Raw genomic sequence first — 19,084 nt, forward strand, 5'->3', positions numbered from 1 at the left:
AATCTTGATGCGGGCGGAGTTGCCGGCTCCGGGCGATGCCAAAAAATATTTTCAGAGTGGAAATTATTAATGAGAATTGTTATCATCTAAAAAGATTCATTGAAAATAGATTTTAAATCCAGCAATTTCCGCATAAAAGGAGCTCTCATGTTTTCCACATTGGCCCGCACCCCGTTCCTAGGAATCGTACTGGCGCTCGCCGCCGCGACAGCCACCGTGAATGCCTACGCGGTCGAATATCCGATCGGCGCCCCGCAGCAGCGTTTCGGCATGGAAATCGCGGCGGTCTACCTGCAGCCGGTGGTGATGGAACCGGACGGCATGATGAAGAAGGCGGAAGAGTCCGACATCCATATCGAAGCCGACATCAAGGCCATGGCAGGCAATCCGAACGGCTTCGAGGAAGGCGCCTGGATTCCCTACCTGGTGGTGCAGTACGAGGTGAGCAAGGCTGGTTCCAGCCAGAAGGTCAGCGGCGAATTCATGCCGATGGTGGCCAACGACGGCCCGCACTACGGCGACAACATCAAGCTGTTCGGCCCGGGCAAATACCACGTCAAATACACGATCCTGCCGCCGTCGGACAACAAGCATGCGCACTTCGGCCGCCATACCGACCGCCTCACCGGCGTGCGCCCCTGGTTCAAGCCGTTCGACGTCGAATACGACTTCACCTACGTCGGCATCGGCAAGAAAGGCGGATATTGAGAATGCGTGCCCTGCCACAACTGCAACCGAAGCCGCTGGCACTGGCGGCTGCGCTGCTGTGCGGCGCGAGCGGCGCCGTGGCGGCACCGCCGACCCAGGCGGAGCTGATCCGGATGCTGGAAAAGCTCAACCAGCGCGTGGAACGGCTGGAGCTGCGCAACGCGGATCTGGAGCGCGAGTTGCGCGACAGCCGCGCGCTTCCGCAGGCGGCACAGCCCGCCGTCGAGCAGCGCCTGCAGACGCTGGAACAGCACCAGGAGCGCATCGCCAAAGGCCTTGAGAACGACAGCATCAGCGAAAAGGAGCCGGAGCTCGTCAGCCGCCTGAAGGCGGTCGAGATGCAGTCGGCCGGCATGCTGGCGACCGCGCGCAAGATGGGCGCGCTCGACGGCATCAGCGCCGGCCTGAGCCTGACCACGGTGGCGCACAAGCCTTACGGCGTGGACGGCGCCAACAGCGAGCTCAACTACCGCGCGGATGCCTACGTCAGCCTGCCGCTGGCGCGCGTCGGCGATGTCGAACAAAAAGTGTTCGCGCAATTCCGTCTCGGACAGGGAGTCGGCCTGAACGACGTGCCGGTCTTCTCCCGGCCGAACGCGACCGCCTTCCGCCTGCAGGGAGGATTGCGCGCCGACGACTCGGTCGCCCTGCTCGCGCAGGCATGGTACCAGGCCGATATTCCGCTGCCTTTCGGCGGCTTCAAGCCGCGCTCGAAGGAAACGCTGACCGTCAACTTCGGCAAGATGGATCCGTTCGTCTTCTTCGACCAGAACGCGGCCGCCGGCGATGAAACGCGCCAGTTCATGAACACGGTGTTCGTGCACAATCCGCTGCTCGACGCCGGCGGCGATATCGGAGTGGACGCCAACGGCTTTGCGCCCGGCCTGCGCCTGTCATACAACAACGTCGCCGGCAAGCCGCAAACCTGGCGCGTGTCGCTGGGCGTGTTCGGCGCCGGAGAAAAGGGTTCGAACTACGAGCGCAGCCTGACCTCGCCGCTGCTGATGGTGCAGGCGGAAACCGAACAGCGCATGCTGGACGGCCTGCCGGGCAGCTACCGCATCTACGCATGGAGCAATCCGCAAGCCACGCATTTCGATACCAGCGTGGGCGGAACGGAACGCCACACCGGCTGGGGCGTCTCGGCCGACCAGCGGGTCGGCGACAACGTCACCCTGTTCGGCCGCTACGGCCAGCAGATGCAGGGCCATGTGCGCTTCGACCACGCGCTCACGCTCGGCGCGGAACTGAACGGTTCTTACTGGAGCCGCGGCGGCGACAGCCTCGGCCTGGCCGCCGGCTTCCTGAAAACCAGCCGGGCTTATCGCGACGCCACCGGCGCCGGCAACGGCGAACGGGTGGCCGAGCTGTACTACCGCTACCGCATCAGCAAGCAGTTCGAGCTGTCGCCGAACATGCAGTACATCGGCAACCCGCTCGGCGACACCGGCGCCGGCGCCATCAAGATGCTCGGGCTGCGCGCCCAGCTCAACTACTAAGGAGGTTCGTCATGCCACGTCTTGCCTGTCTCGCCGCCGCCCTGCTGCTCGCCAGCGCCGGCGCGCTGGCCCAGGAACTCCCGGCCTTCAATCTGGTGATCCGCGACGGCCGTTTTGTGCCGGAGACCATCGAGGTGCCGGCCAATACGAAATTCAAGCTGCAGATCCGCAACGAAGGCCCGGGCGCGGAGGAATTTGAAAGCATCGAGCTGCGCAAGGAAAAGGTGCTGGCGCCGGGCGCGTCCAGCTTCCTGATCTTCCAGCCGCTCAAGCCGGGCGCGTACAAGTTCTTCGGCGAATTCCATCCGCAGACAGCGCAAGGCAGGTTCATTGTCAAGTAGCGGGGGAAAGCGATCGTTACGCCCCCCATCCCCTCTCCCGCCTGCGGGAGAGGGGAGTGATCTGAAATCCCGATAAGGAGAAGTCATGGGAAATTCACTCTTCATCGTCTGGCGCGAAAGTGTCGAAGCCATGCTCGTCATCGGCATCCTTTACGCATGGCTCAAGCGTAACGACGGCCAGGGCACGGGCCTGCGCGCGCTATGGATCGGCGTCGGAGCCGGCATCGGCCTGGCGGCACTGCTGGGCTGGGGCATGATGACCGCGCAAAGCGAGCTGGCGGGCGAAGCGCTGGAGTGGTTCCAGACGGCCATCGTGTTCGTCGCCGCCGCGCTGATCGCGCAAATGGTGTTGTGGATGCAAAAGCACGGCCGCCAGATGAAGCAGGGGCTGGAGCGCGAGCTGTCGGCGGCGACTGCGCGTTCCGGCGCTTTCGGCATCGCCGGCGTGGCTGCGCTGGCGCTGGCGCGCGAAGGCGCGGAAACCGTGATCTTCCTGTACGGGATCGGCATGGACCAGAACGGCGGCGGCGGACTGGCGCTCGGCGCCGGACTCGGCGTGCTGCTGGCCGCCGTCACCGCCTGGGCGCTCAATCGCGGCCTGGGCTTTCTGAACTATCGCCAGTTCTTCCGCGTCAGCGGCTTCCTGCTGCTGCTGTTTGCGGTGGCGCTGCTGGTCAACGGCACCGAACGCGTGATCGGCATGGGCGTGCTGCCGGCGCTGATCGATCCGCTCTGGGACACGTCGCGGCTGGTCGACGACAGCAGCCCGTCCGGCGCCCTGCTGTCCGCGTTTACCGGATACCGCGCCCGGCCTTCGCTGATGCTGCTCATCGTCTACCTGGGCTACTGGGCGGTCGTCCACCTGATGCAACGCCGCCTGCAGCGCCATGCATAAGATCGCGCTGGAAGCTGCCTGCGGCAGCAACGAAACAAGGTCCGCCACTGGATTCCTGGCCAACGCCGGCCATGCAATGCGGCGCCACCGGCGCGTCATCCAGGCGATCCAATGGCTGGTGGTCGGCTTCTACCTGGCGCTGGTCGTCATTCCCGCCTTCATGCCGCTGCCGCCGGAAGACGCGCACCTGTACAACAACCTGCGGCTGTTCGCGCAGTTCATGTTCTGGGGCATCTGGTGGCCGTTCGTCATGGTGAGCACCATGCTGCTCGGGCGCGTCTGGTGCGGCGTGTTCTGCCCGGAAGGGGCGCTGACCGAACTGGCCAGCCGGCACGGTCTCGGACGCGCCATCCCGCGCTGGATACGCTGGGGAGGCTGGCCTTTCGTCGCCTTCGTCTGCACCACCGTGTATGGCCAGCTGGTCAGCGTGTACGAATATCCGCAGGCGGCGCTGCTGGTGCTGGGCGGTTCGACGCTTGCCGCGGTCGCGGTCGGCTTCGTCTACGGCAAGGGCAAGCGCATCTGGTGCCGCTACCTGTGCCCGGCCAACGGCGTCTTCTCGCTGCTGGCGAAAATCGCGCCGCTGCACTTCCGCGTCAACGAAGAAGCATGGAAGCGCAGCACCGAGCGCGCCCCGATGGTGAACTGCGCGCCGCTGATCGATATCCGCCACATGAAAAGCGCTTCCGCCTGCCATGCGTGCGGGCGTTGCAGCGGCTACCGCGACGCGGTTCAGCTGGCAGCGCGCAGCCCGGCAAGGGAAATACTCGCTACGCGCGACAGGGATGCCAGCCGCGAAGAAGCGATGACGCTCATCTTCGGCGTCATCGGCGTTGCCACCGCGGCCTTCCAGTGGTCGTCCAGCCGCTGGTTCGTGCAGATGAAGACGGTCGCGGCCGAATGGCTGGTCGAACGCGACTCCTTCACGCTGTTGCAGGACGACGCGCCGTGGTGGTTGCTCACGCACTATCCGGCGGCCAACGACGTCTTCACCTGGCTCGACGGCTTGTGCATCCTCGCATTCATCCTGGGCGGCGGCTTCGCGCTGGGGCTCGCGGTGCTGGCGCCAATATGGATTTCAGCCCGGATCGCGGGGCAGGCGCAGGTGTCGTGGCGGCGCCTGGCGCTCGGCCTGATTCCGATGGCCGGCACCGGCATCTTTCTCGGCCTGTCGATGCTGACCCTGAGCCACCTGAAAGCGGAGCGGCTCCCGCTGGAATGGGTGCCGCCGGTGCGTATCGCATTGCTGGCGGCAGGCAGCGGCTTTTCCGGCTGGCTCGGCTGGCGCCTGATTGCGCCCGGACTTTCGCCGCGCCGTCTGCTCGCCTTTGCCGTCTTTCTGCTGCCGCTGGCGCTGATCGTGGCGGTCTGGGCCATCGCCTTCTTCACGTAGGTCGGATCGAGATCCGCCGACACAGCTAAATTGGCGGGTTTCGGTCCGCCCTACGCTGCCGGGCTTTCGCTTACGGTGTTCAGGCGCCGTGCCTTAGCGCGGTTTCGACGTCGGCACGGCTGAGCTGTGGCGCGAACTGCAGGATGAAGTCGAGCATGTAGGTGCGCAGGTATGCGCCGCGGCGCACCGCGAGGCGGGTGATGTTCGGCGCGAACAGGTGCGCCGCCTCCAGCGCGACCAAGCCGCTCGCGCAGTTGCGCTCGACCGCCATCGACGCCACGATGCCCACGCCCAGCCCCAGCGACACATACTGCTGGATCACGTCCGAATCCATCGCGGTCAGCACGATGTCGGTGTCGATGCCGGCCTGCCTGAACGCGTCGTCGATATGGCCGCGGCCGGTGAAGCCGACGTCGTAGGTAATCAGGGGAAATGCGGCCAGATCATTCAGGGAGACGCGCTCCAGCGCCGCGAGCGGGTGCTCTTCCGGCACCACGATCATGTGGTTCCAGCTATAGCACGGGAACGACACCAGCTCCTCGAACTGCGACAGGCCTTCGGTCGCGATGCCGATATCGGCCTTGCCCGAGATGACCCACTCGGCGATATGTTCCGGCGAGCTTTGCTGCAGCGCGACGCGCACCTGCGGGAAGGCCGCACGGAACGCCTGCACCACGCGCGGCAGCGCATAGCGCGCCTGGGTGTGGGTGGTCGCGATGGACAGGGTGCCGCTCTTTTCGCCGGAATATTCCTGGCTGGCCTGGCGCAGGTTCTCGGCCTCCAGCAGCAGCCGCTCGATGATCTGCAGGATGCCCTTGCCCGGCTCGGTCAGGCCGGTCAGGCGCTTGCCGTTGCGCTCGAAGATTTCGACGCCGAGCTCATCCTCCAGCTCGCGGATCTGGCGGCTCACGCCCGGCTGCGAGGTGAACAGGACGCTGGCGACCTCGGTCAGGTTATAACCGCGGCGCGCCGCTTCGCGGATCGACCGCAGTTGCTGAAAATTCATGCTCGCTCCCCTTGGCTCGCTTCATTGATGAACACGCGCAGGCGCTTCGGACGCAGCAGCAGCGTCTCGCCCTCCGTCGGCGCCAGCTGCGCGTAGCGTTCGGCGGGAATCACCGCCTCGATCAGCTGCGCGTTGTCCGCGCGCTCCAGTTCGAGCTGCGCCAGCGGCCCGATCGCATGCGCGCGCCGCAGGCGGGCGGCGATGCCCGCCTCGCACATCTGCCCCGTCGCATCGCGGCTGACCTCGATGTCGTGCGGGCGCACGAAACCGGTTCCCCGCGCATCGCGCGCGTCGCCATGATCGGGCGCGTCGAGCAGGATGCCGCCGGCATCGAGCGCGCCTTCGTGCACGCGGCCATGGAACAGGTTCACGTTGCCGAGAAAACCGTACACGAACGGCGACGCCGGATGGTTGTACACCTCGTCCGGCGCGCCGGCCTGCTCGACCCTGCCCTTGTTCATCAGCACGATGCGGTCGGCGACTTCCAGCGCCTCTTCCTGGTCGTGCGTAACGAAGATGCTGGTCACGTGCAGCTCGTCGTGCAGGTTGCGCAGCCAGCGCCGCAATTCCTTGCGCACCTTGGCGTCGAGCGCGCCGAACGGCTCGTCCAGCAGCAGCACGCGCGGCTCCACCGCGAGGGCGCGCGCCAGGACGATGCGCTGGCGCTGCCCTCCGGACAACTGCGGCGGATAGCGGTCGGCCAGCCAGTCGAGCTGCACCAGTTCCAGCAAGGACATCACCTTCCTGCGGATCTGCGCTTCCGAAGGGCGCTGCCTGCGCGGCTTCACGCGCAGCCCGAACGCGATGTTTTCGAACACCGTCATGTGCTTGAACAGCGCGTAATGCTGGAACACGAAGCCGACCTGGCGCTCGCGCACGTGGTGCGAGGAAGCGTCTGCGCCATCGAGGAATACCTGGCCGGAATCCGGCCGCTCCAGGCCGGCGATGATGCGCAACAGCGTGGTCTTGCCGCAGCCGGAAGGTCCGAGCAGCGCAGTCAGTTCGCCTTGCGGAAAATCGAGCGAAACGCCGTCGAGGGCGACGAAGCCGCCGAAGCGCTTGTTGATGTTGTGGACTTCGATAGCCATGTCAGTTTTCCCGCAGCGGTTGTAGGTTGGTTTCGTGCGCGCGCCATTCGACGAAAGTCTTCAGCGCGAGCGTGACGAGCGCGAGCAAGGCCAGCAGCGATGCAACGGCGAACGCGGCGGCGAAGTTGTATTCGTTGTACAAAATCTCAACCTGCAGCGGCATGGTGTTGGTCTCGCCGCGAATGTGGCCGGACACTACCGATACCGCGCCGAATTCGCCCATCGCCCGCGCGTTACACAGGATCACCCCGTACAGCAGGCCCCATTTGATGTTGGGCAGCGTCACATGCCAGAAGGTGCGCCAGCCGGAGGCGCCCAGCACCAGCGCAGCCTCTTCTTCCTCCGTTCCCTGCGACTGCATCAGCGGAATCAGTTCGCGCGCGACGAAGGGAAAGGTGACGAAGATCGTCGCCAGCACGATGCCCGGCACGGCGAACAGGATCTTGATGTCGTGCTCGCGCAGCCAGGGACCGAGCCAGCCCTGCGCGCCGAAGATCAGCACGTAGATCAGGCCGGAGATCACCGGCGACACCGAGAACGGCAGGTCGATCAGCGTGAGCAGCACGCTCTTGCCGCGGAACTCGAACTTGGCTACGGTCCAGGCGGCGGCCACGCCGAACACCAGGTTCAGCGGCACCGCGATCGCCGCCGTGAGCAAGGTCAGCCTGATGGCGGACACCGCGTCGGGGTCGCCAATCGCCGCCAGGTAGGTGCCGAGTCCCTTCTTCAAGGCTTCGGCAAAGACCGCCGCCAGCGGCACGAACAGGAACAGCGTCAGGAACGCCAGCGCAACGCCGGTCAGCAGTACGCGTACCCAGAATGGCTCGACCGTGGCCGCCGGCGCGTGCACCGGTTCGGCGCGCCCATGGGCAGCGACGGGCAAGGTGGAAACGACAGCATTCATGTCAGGCTTTCTGCGCCTGGCCGCGCAGGCGCGTCCAGGCTTGCAACAGGTTGATCGTCAGGAGCAGCGCGAACGACACGATCAGCATCACGACCGCGATCGCGGTGGCGCCGGCGTAGTCGTACTGTTCCAGCTTGGTGATGATGAATAGCGGCGTGATCTCGGACACCATTGGCATGTTGCCGGCGATGAAGATCACCGAGCCGTACTCGCCGGTGGCGCGTGCGAACGCCAGCGCGAAACCAGTCAGCAAGGCCGGCAGGATGGTCGGGAAAATCACCTTGATAAAGGTTTGCAGGCGGTTGGCACCGAGGCTGGCGGCCGCCTCTTCCAGCTCGTGCTCGGCTTCCTCCAGCACCGGCTGGACGGTGCGCACCACGAACGGCAGGCCGATGAAGGTCAGGGCCACCACCGCGCCCAGCGGCGTGAACGCGACCTTGATCCCGGCCGGCTCCAGATAGCGGCCGATCCAGCCATTGCCCGAATACAGAGCGGTCAGCGCGATCCCGGCCACGGCGGTCGGCAAGGCGAACGGAAGATCGACCAGCGCATCGATGATGCGCTTGCCGGGAAAGCGGTAGCGCACCAGCACCCAGGCGACGATGCCGCCAAACAGGACATTGAGGGCCGCGCCGATCAGCGACGCGCCGAAGCTGAGCTTGTAGGAAGCGACTACCCGCTCCGACGTGACAGCGCTCCAGAATGCATCCCACGTCATCGCGAAGGTTTTCAGGAACACTGCCGACAGCGGGATCAGCACGATCAGTGCCAGGTAAAACAGGGTAAAGCCAAGCGATAGCTTAAAACCCGGCATCACCCGCGACGCCGCATTGCTCCCCTGGTTGTTCCCCTTACATGTCGTTCCGGCGGCTCCCATTGATCATTCCTTTATTACAAATACAGCTATGGAAGACGCATAATTGCATTCAGTTGTTATAAAGAGAACGACTTTTTTTGCATGTCGATAGAACGATTTCAACTATCCGGATGGCGCGAACGGCGACATTGCCGGGACCGGCGTGCCGCAGGCGCGGGGCAGGACGGATGACGCGGTAAAACGCGGTACTTGAAGGATGAGGCGGGTGGAGGCGGTTCAGCTGCCCGCGCCTGGATAGAGACTGGCTTCGTTCGCCGCATCAGGCTGCTTAGCCTTGGCGACGTACCGGGCGATGTGCATATCCGATTCCATGATGTGATAGCGCAGCCATCTTCGAAGAAATTGCCACATATCTGTATAGGCAATCGGTTTCTCATCCACGAAATCCTGGTAGAGCTTGCGGACGTGGCGTGCCAAAAGACTGTGTTCGAACCGGTGATCCTCGAAGCCGGGGTAGTTAACCGCCGCCATAAGCGCTTCTTCCCGGGCGAAGTGCCCTTGTATATAACTCAGCAGCTCGCGCAGGATATTTGCGACGACGGTATTGTCTTGCTCCTGCAGGCTTGCATTGCGCAGCCGCTCCGCGATATCGAAAAGACAGCGGTGGTCGGCATCGATACCCTCGTGGCCGCAGGCGAGGGAATCCGTCCACGCGTAATAACGCAAGTCTTCAGCTGCGGCTACGTTGCTATCTAATTGATCGACGGGCTTGATGGCCATAATTACCTCTACTGCGCCCTTCCCACTGCGGGTTGGGCCGGTCGCTCGAAGGCCATTGCGACGTTGCAAACGCGTCCAAATGGCATATCTATTGTTATCAGCATTGCACAACGGGAACATTTCTGCAATTCGAGGCCTGCTTTGTCGTCGCAGCCCTTGCCATGGGCAGCGACGCTCCGCCCCTTCGATATTCATGATCTTCGGCGCCCACCAACCTTGGCTGACATTTGTTCGGCGGAAAAAGCAAATTCCGCGAAAAGCTAGGGTTATGGGCAATATCACCTATAAGCAAATGAGAAATGCTTCGTTCCTGATTGACATCCCTTTCGTTAATCTTCAGCTCTTTCGCGCAAGTCATGGGCCGTGATCCGGCCCGGGCCCCGGCGCTCAACGATACCGGCTACAGCCGGCAGGGAATCAGGCAGTTCAGGCACGTGATATACATTGAAAATCTCCACAAGAGCTACCGGGTCGGCAATCGCGAAGTCAGCGCGCTGCACGACCTCAGCTTGCACATCCCAAAAGGGAAAATCTTCGGCATCATCGGCCGCTCGGGCGCGGGCAAGAGCACGCTGCTGCGCACCTTCAACCTGCTCGAGCGTCCCACGCGCGGTTCCGTGCGCATCGACGGCGTCGACATTACGACGCTGGCCAAGGCGGACCTGGACCGCACGCGGCAGCACATCGGCATGGTGTTCCAGAACTTCAACCTGCTGTCGGCGAAGACCGTCGGCGCGAATGTCGAGTTCCCGCTCAAGCTGGCCGGCGGCTTCACCCGGGAGGAACGCCAGCGGCGGGTGGACGAACTGCTGGAACTGGTCGGCCTGAGCGCGCACAAGGACAAGTATCCGGCGCAGCTGTCGGGCGGCCAGAAGCAGCGCGTCGGCATCGCCCGCGCCATCGCGAACGCGCCTCGGCTGCTGCTGTGCGACGAGGCGACTTCCGCGCTCGACCCGGAAACGACGCAGTCCATCCTCGCGCTGCTGGCCGAAATCAACGCGCGGCTCGGCCTCACCATCGTGCTGATCACGCACGAGATGCAAGTCATCCGCAGCATCTGCGACCGGGTCGCGGTCATCGAGGCGGGCGACATCGTCGAGACGGGCGAGGTCAGCGACGTGTTCCTGCATCCGAAGCACCCCGTCACCCGCGCCCTCGTCGCGGAATACACGCATGACGACGTCGACCTGACCGGCGTGCGCGCGGGCGCGGACAGCGGGCGCCGGGTGCGCCTCACCTATGTCGGCGACACGGCCTACCAGCCCATCCTGACCCACGTCGTCGAACAGACCCGCGCCACGATCACCATCCTGCAAGGCGCGGTGTCGCGCATCAAGGACAAGCCTTACGGCCAGCTGCTGGTGGAAATCGGCGGCGGAAACGAGGAGGCAGGCGCCGTGATCGACCTGTTCCGCCGCCTGGATGTGCACTGCGAGGTATTGAACTGATGGATTTCTCGAATATCGACTGGGCCGACATCGGCCAGGCCACGATCGACACGCTCACCATGACTGGCGTGTCGCTGGTCTTTACCATACTGCTCGGCTTGCCGCTCGGCGTGCTGCTGTTCCTGACAGGGCGCGGCCAGCTGCTCGAGCAGCGCGGCGTGTATGCCGTGCTGTCGCTGGTCGTGAACGTGCTGCGTTCGCTGCCGTTCATCATCCTGCTGATCGTGATGATTCCCGTGACGCTGGCGCTGGTCGGCACCTCGCTCGGCGTCGAGGGCACGATACCGCCGCTCGTCGTCGGCACCACGCCGTTCTTCGCGCGCCTGGTGGAAAACGTGCTGCGCGAAGTCGACCGCGGCGTGATCGAGGCTTGCCAGGCGATGGGAGCCAAGACCCGTCAGATCGTGCTCAATGCGCTGCTGCCGGAAGCCCTGCCCGGCCTGCTGGCCGCCGCCACCGTCACCACCATCGCGCTCGTTTCCTATGCCGCCATGTCCGGCGTCGTCGGCGGCGGCGGACTGGGCGACCTCGCGCTGCGTTACGGCTACCAGCGTTTCCAGACCGACGTGATGATCGTGACCGTTTCCATTCTTGTCGTGCTGGTGCAATTGCTGCAGGTCTGCGGCGACCGCCTGGTGCGCCATTTCACCCGCCGGTAATCCCGAGTGTTTTTCAAAGGAGTATTTATGCGTCTCAAATTTGCCCTGTTCGCCTCGACCCTAAGCCTCGTACTGCCGCTGGCCGCGCAAGCCGCCGACAAGCTCGTCATCGCAGCCACTCCGGTTCCGCACGCGGAGATCCTGGAATTCGTCAAGCCGCAGCTCGCCAAGCAAGGCGTCGACCTCCAGGTCAAGGTCTTCACCGACTACGTGCAGCCGGCCGTGCAGGTGAACGAAAAACGCCTGGACGGCAATTTCTTCCTGCACCAACCCTATCTCGACGAGTTCAAGAAGGGGCACAAGAATGACATCGAGGTCCCGGTGGCCAAGGTGCACGTGGAACCTTTCGCCGGATATTCGACGAAATACAAGAAGCTCGCCGACCTGCCGCACGGTGCCACGGTCGCGATCCCGAACGATCCGTCCAACTCCGGCCGTGCACTGCTGCTGCTCGAACGCCAGGGCTTGCTCAAGCTGAAGGATTCCCGCAGCACTTCGGCGACCAAGAAAGACATCGTGTCCAATCCGAAGGACCTGAAGATCCGCGAACTGGAAGCCGCGACCCTGCCGCGCGTGCTCAACCAGGTCGACCTGGCGCTGATCAACACCAACTATGCGCTGGAAGCGAAACTGAACCCGGTGAAGGATTCGCTCTTCATCGAAGACGGCAATTCCCCGTACGCGAACCTGCTGGTCGCGCGCGAAGACAACAAGGACAGCGCCGCCATCAAGAAGCTGTCCGCGGCATTGACTTCGCCCGAGGTGAAGAAATTCATCGAGGAAAAGTACAAGGGCGCGATCGTCCCGGCATTCTGATCGCGGCTTCCTCCAGGGCGCGGTGATGACCGCGCCTTTTTTCTTTAGAGGGCTGCCGGCGACCACTTCGGCGCCTTCGCACATTCCCTTGCCAGATCGACCAAAACACCGAACGGGCTACCGTCGGCGTTGACGAGTTATCGCGACATGCTGGCTGGAGCCAGCCGGATCAAGACACGGAGCCTTCCGGCGTCGCATGTCCGGCATGATGGTGTCCCGCTCCCAAGATCAATTGCACGATGGCTGCTATCGCGACATTGGCCAGCAGGGCCACCAACCCCGTGTACAGGGTGTAGCCGACGCCGCCGAGCAGGAACGTATGCACCGGCTTGAGACCGTCAGCCAATGCCAGCCAGCTTCCGCTTGCCATCCCGACAGCCCATCCGACCAGCAGCGCGGGCGCCCGGAACCAGCGTGAAAAGGCCGCGAATACGACCGAAGGGAAGGTTTGAAGAATCCAGACGCCACCGAGCAACTGGAGATCCAGCGCAAATTTGGTCGGCAAAAACAGGATGAATACCAGCGCGCCTGCTTTGACGACGAGCGAAACGATCTTGGCTACCTGTTGCTCGCGTGCAGGCGTCATGTCTGGATGCAGGTAAGGCTTCCAGAAGTTTCGCGTGAACAGATTGGAGGCGCCGATGGACATGACGGCGGCGGGCACTAACGCGCCGATGGCAATGGCGGCAAAGGCAAATCCGGTAAACCAGCTGGGGAACAGCGCATTGAACAGCGCCGGCACGACGTCGTTGTTGTTAGTAACAGTCAACTTGGCCGCATACGCCATGAAGCCAAGCAAGGCGATCAATCCGAGGAGTACGGTATAGGCGGGCAGGAATACCGCATTCTTGCGGATCGTATCGGCACTGTTCGAGGCAAAAATCCCGGTCAGGGTATGCGGATACATGAACGCGGCGAGCGCCGAGCCGAGCGCCAGGGTAGCGAAAGGCAGCATCTGTTGCGGCTTCAAGGTGATCCCGGTCGCGCCGCCCTTGGCGGCAAAGGCATCGTTGGCCGCTGCAAACACGGTACCGTATCCACCCAACTTCATCGGCACCAGCACCACGGCAACCAGCACGACGATATAGATCATCAAATCCTTGACGAAGGCAATCAACGCCGGCGCGCGCAGCCCCGCCGAATACGTATATAACGCCAGAATCACGAACGCGATCGCAAGCGGCAGTTCGCCGGCCAGGCCGAGGGCTTTAATGACGGCTTCCATGCCCAGCAGCTGCAGCGCGATATAGGGCATCGTGGCGACCACGCCGGTAAGCGCGACGACAAATTCGAGCGTTCGGGAACCGTAGTGGCCATACACCACGTCCGCGGCGGTCACATGTCCGGCGCGATGCGCCTCCTGCCACAGCCGCGGCATGATGACAAACACGATCGGATACACAATGATGGTGTATGGCAACGCAAAGAATCCATAGGCGCCGACCGCATATACCAGAGCCGGCACGGCAATGACGGTGTAAGCGGTATAGAAATCGCCGCCGACCAGAAACCAGGTAATCCACGTCCCGAAATTCCGCCCGCCCAGCCCCCATTCGTCCAGATGGTCTCCCTTGTGCGCCGCCCCTTTATGCCAACGCGAAGCGGCAAACCCCAGCACGGTGACCAGGGCGAAGAAGAAAACGAAGACGCCCAGCGCCGTCCAGTCAAGTCGCGTGTCCATTATTCGCCCCTCCTGCGTGCCGCATGGCGATACACGATCCAGACCAGAAGCGAGGTGACCGGCACCCAGGCAAACTGGTACCAGTAAAAAAACGGGAAGCCGAACAGGGAAGGCAGTTCGTGGTTATAGAACGGCACCCACAACAAGCCGATGAATGGGAGCAATAACAGAATCCACATGCTGGTCTCCTTGAGTGAACAAGGGATTCCGGGGAGGAACGACTGACAAGGGTGAAATCGGCCCAGTCAATTCTTAGACCAGCAACAACCGTCATGAAATCCCGTTCGATCAAGCCGTGTTGGATCGCCCGATCGCAACGGGAACGACGATGACAGTAGCGTCGTCCACCGGAACCAGGCCGGCCGCCGGCGCCGCTTGTCAGGCAGCTTTGAGGAGATGAGCGTCGACAAGCGGGGCGACATCAGCGGCAAAGGCGCTGGCAAGATCGTGCTCCCCACCCGGGAAAACATGTAATGTCGCGTGCGGCAGCAGGGAAGCCAAGCGCTGGCCGACACTGACAGGGCTGATGGGATCCGCATCGCCCCACAGGAGAAGCGTTGGAATGCGAAGCCCGGGAAGAACTGGCGTTAAGTCTTCCTGGTAGGTGGAAAACCAACGAGGTAGCGAAGGATTTTCCTCGTGGAAGGATGTGCGCCAATCTTGTGCGCCAAAACCCCTCATATTCATGCCGCCGGAGGTGACACTCAAAATCAGGTGGGTGACGAGGCCTGGTTTCTCCAGGGCGGCACGAATGGCGATTACGCCGCCCATTGATTGGGCGACCAGTGCCGTAGGCTGATCGATCTCGGCCACTACTTTGGCGACCAGATCATTAATGCCATTTATCCGTGGGTCGGGCGGAGTCGATCCAAAGCCGGGCCACCCAAAGTGGATTTTCCTGGCAGGGTGGACGAGTAGGTTCGCAACGGGCATCCACAATTCGGTTCGGCCTAATGCACCGGGAAGAAAGAGAAGTTTGGAAGGCATGGGCGGGGTGTGAGGCAGGGTCTAACGCGCAAGTTCACCGGCGGGATGCGCAGCACGTACGTGTGCAACGCAATGCTAGGCCGATGAGGTTAAGAATGGAGCGTTTCGCCATTGCTTAACATTTCAATGAATTGCGCGATTTTCCGTGCGCGCGTTTCCGGCTTCTTTGCGTTTTGTATTCTGAAAAGGATGGCATATCGATTTTTGCTGTTCAGCGTTGCAAAGAACTTCTCTGCCTTGGGATTAGCGGCAAAAGCACACTGCAAATCTTCAGGGACGGTCGCAGTGCCTGCTGGCGAATAGGCGGCATCCCATCGGCCATCCTGCTTGGCCCGATTGATCTCCTGCATCCCTGCCGGACGCATTCTTCCCGATTCGATGAGTGCTTCCGCTTTTCCTTTGTTGACCTTTGACCAAAGGCTCTTGGCAGTCCGAGGAGTGAAGCGTTGAAGCCAATAGTGCTCACTTTCCGCTTGCTTCTTGCCATCAATCCATCCGTAGCAGAGCGCGCTTTCGAGTGCTTGGGCATATGAGACGGTAGGCCGGTCGGCTGACTTCTTCGCCAAGCGAAGCCATACGCCAGTTGAGGAGCTTCCATTACGCTCCAACCAAGTTTCCCACTCTTCCTGGCTTGCAAAAGTAAGTCTCGGATCGGTCATAGCATCCCTATTGATGACGATTAACGATCTGGATAACCAGGGGCGAAGCTGACTGTGTTCATCTGCAAGTTAGACGCGACAAGGCGGAAGAATCTCATTTCTTGGCGCATGCTATCCACTCCCTTGGCGGGCACGACTTACATGCCAATGGATCAGCGGACCGTGCTGCCGGACTATCACATGCGCCGCCGCATTTCATGACTACAGCGCCGCTCGAATTATTGAAATAGGTGAGTGACCCATCCAATTCCGGCCGACAGCTCACTTCGACGAGCTCGCCGCAATGCGTCACCTTACAACTCTGCTGGTCGGCTATGGCCTTTATTTGCGGATTGATATCTTGCTCGCTCGCATGGCAATCAGAGGACAACAATGCTGCGAGAACCAACAAAAGCAAAGTTCCCTGTCGCATGCCCCCTCCTTTTCGCCTAACGTGCACAATAACCGGCACGCTTTAGCGTGTCCGCGTTGATTAAGAGGTTAGGCACTTAGCTCACCCCACCTGAGATACATGAGATGCTCCCCTTCGCCTTTTTTCCAAGGTAGCGAACCATTGCGCTCGATAGTGACCGGCCCACGTATTTTGAAAGAAAGGCTGGCTTCGATTTCAGTGAAAAAGTTCTCCGCGCATTCGAGATGTTCATCGGTAGCGTCGTCAGCAAACACGGCGTGAAAACTGAAGCTCTCGTCGTCGGGGCCTGCGTACACAAAGCGAAGAGTAGGCGGCACTTCACCCAAGAGCGCAATTTGGACAGTTCTCGCAAGATCATGGGGCATTTCGAAAGCCTAACTAGTTTTATACGTCGCGGCTTGACTAATAAACCGTAACGCCGATTGATAAAACAACCCGCCGATATCTCCCAAATGCGCTTCAGGCGCGGTCTGACAGACACTACTGATCGCTCACCCCTGTTTAATTCACCGGGAAAGGCGTCAATTCACTGGGTCAATTTTATGCTGCATTTCCGCTTATCGCGAAACAGGATGTTCGTGCCATAGACGCCCTGCCCGCACCAGTCACGCCCTGATCTCCTCGATCAGCTTTCTCGCGTGGCCCGGCAATTCGTCGAAGCGCCGCGTGCATATGGTCAGGTTGCGCAGTGCCCAGGAGTCGGTCAGGCGGATGCAGCGGATGGCCATCGTCTGCCGGCATCTGCTGGCGGCCGCCTCCGGGATGACGCTGATGCCGACGCCGTTCTCGACCATGCGGCAAATGGCGTCGAAGCTGCGCAGCCGGACGCGGACCTTGAGCGGTTTTCCGGCGCGGGCGGCGTGCAGCGCCAGATAGCGCTGCAGCGCGCTGTCTCCCGCCAATCCGATGAAGTCCGAATCGAGCAGTTTGCCGAACCCGACGCCCTGCCCGTCTGCCCCGATTCCTGTCGCGCCATTCGTGGCGACTACCGCGACCAGCCGGTCCACGCGGAACGCGAACGTCTCCAGCCCGGCGAGGTCGACGGAATCCGACACGATGCCGATATCGGCCAGGCCCTCGGCCACAGCCCTGACGATGTCGTAGCTGAGACGCTCCTCCAGGTCGATGTCGACATTCGGATGCCGGGCAAGGAAGGTGGCGAGCGCCTCGGGAAGAAACTCGCTGATGGCGGCGGTATTGGCGAGCAGGCGGATGTGTCCTTTCATTCCGTGGGTGTATTCGGCCAGTTCGCCGCGCATCCTGTCCATCTGCTGCAGGACGAGGCGCGCGTGATGGACCAGTGATTGGCCCACCGGTGTCGGATGGACTCCGCGCCGGCCGCGCACCAGCAGCGGCATCCCGAGCAGCTCTTCCATGCTGCGCACGCGGGCGGACGCGGACGCGAGCGCGAGGTGCGCGCGCTCGGCGCCGCCGGTAATGCTGCCGGCCTCGACGATGTGCAAGAACAGTTGCATGTCTGTAAGGTCAAAGCGCAATGCGGTTCCTTTCCCGGGCTGTCGATGAGCCTGCGGCTGCGCCGAAGGCTGCCTCAGTGTAATCCACATTTTCAGGCGCCGGCAGCCGAGGCAGAATCGGTACATGGAAACTCTCACCCGACTCCTTGGCGCCGACGCCCTCCCGCTCCTTTTCGTCATCTCGGCCACGTTCCTCTTGGCTGGCCTGGTGAAGGGCGTGGTCGGGCTCGGGCTTCCGACCGTCGCGATGGCTCTGCTCGGGCTCGTCATGACGCCGGCGGAAGCGGCAAGCCTGTTGATCGTGCCTTCGGCCGTGACGAATGCATGGCAGCTCCTCGCCGGGCCCAATTTCCGGCCATTGCTGCGGCGCCTGCGGCCGATGTTGGTCGGGATCTGCGCGGGCACGCTGGCGGGCGGCGCGATGCTGCCGCGCGACCTTACTGGCTATGCCAGCACGGCACTCGGCGCGGCGCTGCTGCTGTACGCTGTCATCGGCCTTGCCGCGGTGCGCGTGGCTGTACCGGCGCGCATGGAGGCATGGGCTGCGCCTGCGGTCGGCGCCGCGACCGGACTGGTGACGTCCGTGACGGGCGTGTTCGTGATACCGGCGGTGCCATACCTGCATGGACTCGGGCTGGACAAGGAAGATCTGGTGCAGGCGCTTGGCCTGGCGTTCACGGTCTCGACTTTTTCACTGGCGGCGAGCCTGACCCTGGACGGCACCTTCAGGCCCGCTGTCGCGGCCACATCGTTCTATGCGCTGATTCCTTCCCTCGCCGGCATGTTCTTCGGCCAATGGGTACGCTCGCGCATTCGCCCTGAAGTCTTCCGGAAGATTTTCTTCGCGGGATTGCTGGCCTTGGGCGCGCATCTGTCGCTGCGGTCGTTCATGCCCTAGGCGCGGCTGTGTCAGCTTTCGCGCCCCGCGGCGGCAGGTTCCGACCTGGCGGCCGGCGCGACGCTGGCGCAAAAACCGGATGACAAGGCCGCTTTGGCCAGCCGCCGGAGCAGGGAAAAACCGGCAGGCCAGTTTCCCAGGCCGGACTCGGCGTTGATATGACCGGCGAGCCCGGCGTTGACGAAATCGGCGCCCCAGCAATGCGCCCATTCGGCCGCGCGGCGGCCTTCCATCCACGGATCGTTCATGCTGCCGACGATGATCGCCGGGCAGGCGAGCCTGGCTTCGGCCAGCACATCGTCCACCCCGAATTTGCGTGGATCGGCTGGCGCGACCAGCAAGGCTGCGGCCACGTTATCCGCGCCAGAGAGCCGGTGTACGCTCGCCAGGCAACCGAAACTGTGTGCGACCAGCAGCACCGGGCGCGGCGATTGCCGCAGCATCCGGCCCAGCTGCGCCGACCAGACTTCGAGAACCGGATCGTCCCAGCGCGCCTGCTCCACCCGCTCGAACCGTGGATAGCGCCGCTCCCAGCGCGACTGCCAGTGCTCCGGACCACTGCCGTGCAGCCCCGGGACGGTCAGCACGCGGAAGAAATCAAGCGGAGACACATCCATG

At 62.7% G+C, this 19,084-nt stretch carries 21 protein-coding genes; 9 read left to right on the top strand and 12 right to left on the bottom strand.

Annotated elements, in window-relative coordinates; genetic code table 11:
• Positions 1-147: 147 nt before the first annotated feature.
• From FAY22_RS11385 to FAY22_RS11405, 5 genes are all read left to right on the top strand, one after another.
• The gene (locus FAY22_RS11385) at positions 148-708 is read left to right on the top strand and encodes an iron transporter (RefSeq protein ID WP_146330312.1); all 561 of its coding nucleotides are present in this window, start codon (positions 148-150) and stop codon (positions 706-708) included.
• A 2-nt stretch (positions 709-710) separates the two neighbouring features.
• Positions 711-2,207 (top strand): carbohydrate porin, encoded by a 1,497-nt coding sequence (locus FAY22_RS11390; protein ID WP_146330313.1) that lies wholly within the window; start codon positions 711-713, stop codon positions 2,205-2,207.
• An 11-nt stretch (positions 2,208-2,218) separates the two neighbouring features.
• Positions 2,219-2,548, top strand: coding sequence for a cupredoxin domain-containing protein (locus FAY22_RS11395; protein ID WP_146330314.1), 330 nt, complete (start codon positions 2,219-2,221; stop codon positions 2,546-2,548).
• Between the two features lie 85 nt (positions 2,549-2,633).
• Entirely contained in the window at positions 2,634-3,443 is an 810-nt protein-coding gene (locus tag FAY22_RS11400; protein WP_146330315.1) for an FTR1 family protein, read from the top strand.
• Positions 3,436-4,836 carry a 4Fe-4S binding protein gene (locus FAY22_RS11405; protein ID WP_146330316.1) on the top strand — a complete coding sequence of 467 codons (1,401 nt, stop codon included), beginning with the start codon at positions 3,436-3,438 and terminating at the stop codon, positions 4,834-4,836. The genes FAY22_RS11400 and FAY22_RS11405 overlap by 8 nt, the downstream gene beginning before the upstream one ends.
• A gap of 79 nt (positions 4,837-4,915) precedes the next feature.
• On the opposite strand, the gene FAY22_RS11410 is transcribed toward FAY22_RS11405, so the two are convergent.
• The 5 genes from FAY22_RS11410 to FAY22_RS11430 all read right to left on the bottom strand — a co-directional run bounded on the left by FAY22_RS11410 (position 4,916) and on the right by FAY22_RS11430 (position 9,431).
• Positions 4,916-5,842: a CysB family HTH-type transcriptional regulator gene (locus FAY22_RS11410; protein WP_146330317.1), complete on the bottom strand. Its 927-nt coding sequence runs from the start codon at positions 5,840-5,842 to the stop codon at positions 4,916-4,918.
• The gene (locus FAY22_RS11415; RefSeq protein WP_146330318.1) at positions 5,839-6,930 is read right to left on the bottom strand and encodes a sulfate/molybdate ABC transporter ATP-binding protein; all 1,092 of its coding nucleotides are present in this window, start codon (positions 6,928-6,930) and stop codon (positions 5,839-5,841) included. Before FAY22_RS11415 ends, FAY22_RS11410 begins: the two co-directional genes overlap by 4 nt.
• A 1-nt stretch (position 6,931) precedes the next feature.
• Positions 6,932-7,834 (bottom strand): sulfate ABC transporter permease subunit CysW, encoded by a 903-nt coding sequence (gene cysW / locus FAY22_RS11420; RefSeq protein ID WP_146330319.1) that lies wholly within the window; start codon positions 7,832-7,834, stop codon positions 6,932-6,934.
• 1 nt (position 7,835) lies between these two features.
• Positions 7,836-8,711, bottom strand: a complete 876-nt coding sequence (gene cysT, locus FAY22_RS11425; protein WP_246860486.1) for a sulfate ABC transporter permease subunit CysT — start codon at positions 8,709-8,711, stop codon at positions 7,836-7,838.
• Between the two features lie 216 nt (positions 8,712-8,927).
• Positions 8,928-9,431: a bacteriohemerythrin gene (locus FAY22_RS11430; protein WP_168204822.1), complete on the bottom strand. Its 504-nt coding sequence runs from the start codon at positions 9,429-9,431 to the stop codon at positions 8,928-8,930.
• Between the two features lie 434 nt (positions 9,432-9,865).
• Between FAY22_RS11430 and FAY22_RS11435 the strand changes: the two genes are divergently transcribed.
• From FAY22_RS11435 to FAY22_RS11445, 3 genes are read left to right on the top strand one after another with little or no spacing between them, the layout of a single operon-like run.
• Positions 9,866-10,879 (top strand): methionine ABC transporter ATP-binding protein, encoded by a 1,014-nt coding sequence (locus FAY22_RS11435; RefSeq protein WP_146333415.1) that lies wholly within the window; start codon positions 9,866-9,868, stop codon positions 10,877-10,879.
• Positions 10,879-11,538, top strand: a complete 660-nt coding sequence (locus FAY22_RS11440; protein ID WP_146330321.1) for a methionine ABC transporter permease — start codon at positions 10,879-10,881, stop codon at positions 11,536-11,538. The genes FAY22_RS11435 and FAY22_RS11440 overlap by 1 nt, the downstream gene beginning before the upstream one ends.
• Positions 11,539-11,565: 27 nt before the next feature.
• Positions 11,566-12,354: a MetQ/NlpA family ABC transporter substrate-binding protein gene (locus FAY22_RS11445; RefSeq protein WP_146330322.1), complete on the top strand. Its 789-nt coding sequence runs from the start codon at positions 11,566-11,568 to the stop codon at positions 12,352-12,354.
• A gap of 169 nt (positions 12,355-12,523) precedes the next feature.
• On the opposite strand, the gene mctP is transcribed toward FAY22_RS11445, so the two are convergent.
• From mctP to FAY22_RS11475, 6 genes are all read right to left on the bottom strand, one after another.
• The gene (gene mctP, locus FAY22_RS11450; RefSeq protein WP_146330323.1) at positions 12,524-14,035 is read right to left on the bottom strand and encodes a monocarboxylate uptake permease MctP; all 1,512 of its coding nucleotides are present in this window, start codon (positions 14,033-14,035) and stop codon (positions 12,524-12,526) included.
• A complete protein-coding gene (locus tag FAY22_RS11455) occupies positions 14,035-14,214 on the bottom strand; it encodes a DUF3311 domain-containing protein (RefSeq protein WP_146330324.1) in 180 nt (59 codons plus the stop codon). Before FAY22_RS11455 ends, mctP begins: the two co-directional genes overlap by 1 nt.
• A gap of 199 nt (positions 14,215-14,413) precedes the next feature.
• Positions 14,414-15,022 carry an alpha/beta fold hydrolase gene (locus FAY22_RS11460; protein ID WP_146330325.1) on the bottom strand — a complete coding sequence of 203 codons (609 nt, stop codon included), beginning with the start codon at positions 15,020-15,022 and terminating at the stop codon, positions 14,414-14,416.
• Positions 15,023-15,111: 89 nt separating this feature from the next.
• Positions 15,112-15,681 carry a YdeI family protein gene (locus tag FAY22_RS11465; RefSeq protein WP_146330326.1) on the bottom strand — a complete coding sequence of 190 codons (570 nt, stop codon included), beginning with the start codon at positions 15,679-15,681 and terminating at the stop codon, positions 15,112-15,114.
• A 480-nt stretch (positions 15,682-16,161) separates the two neighbouring features.
• Positions 16,162-16,458 carry a hypothetical protein gene (locus tag FAY22_RS11470; RefSeq protein WP_146330327.1) on the bottom strand — a complete coding sequence of 99 codons (297 nt, stop codon included), beginning with the start codon at positions 16,456-16,458 and terminating at the stop codon, positions 16,162-16,164.
• A gap of 240 nt (positions 16,459-16,698) precedes the next feature.
• Positions 16,699-17,589, bottom strand: a complete 891-nt coding sequence (locus FAY22_RS11475) for a LysR substrate-binding domain-containing protein (protein ID WP_146330328.1) — start codon at positions 17,587-17,589, stop codon at positions 16,699-16,701.
• A gap of 103 nt (positions 17,590-17,692) precedes the next feature.
• On the opposite strand from FAY22_RS11475, the gene FAY22_RS11480 reads away from it, so the two are divergent.
• Positions 17,693-18,466, top strand: coding sequence for a sulfite exporter TauE/SafE family protein (locus FAY22_RS11480; protein WP_146330329.1), 774 nt, complete (start codon positions 17,693-17,695; stop codon positions 18,464-18,466).
• An 11-nt stretch (positions 18,467-18,477) separates the two neighbouring features.
• Here FAY22_RS11480 and FAY22_RS11485 read toward each other — a convergent pair whose 3' ends face one another.
• A complete protein-coding gene (locus FAY22_RS11485) occupies positions 18,478-19,083 on the bottom strand; it encodes an alpha/beta hydrolase (RefSeq protein WP_146330330.1) in 606 nt (201 codons plus the stop codon).
• Position 19,084: the final 1 nt, after the last annotated feature.

It is taken from the genome of Noviherbaspirillum sp. UKPF54 (genome assembly GCF_007874125.1).
GTDB lineage: Bacteria > Pseudomonadota > Gammaproteobacteria > Burkholderiales > Burkholderiaceae_D > Noviherbaspirillum.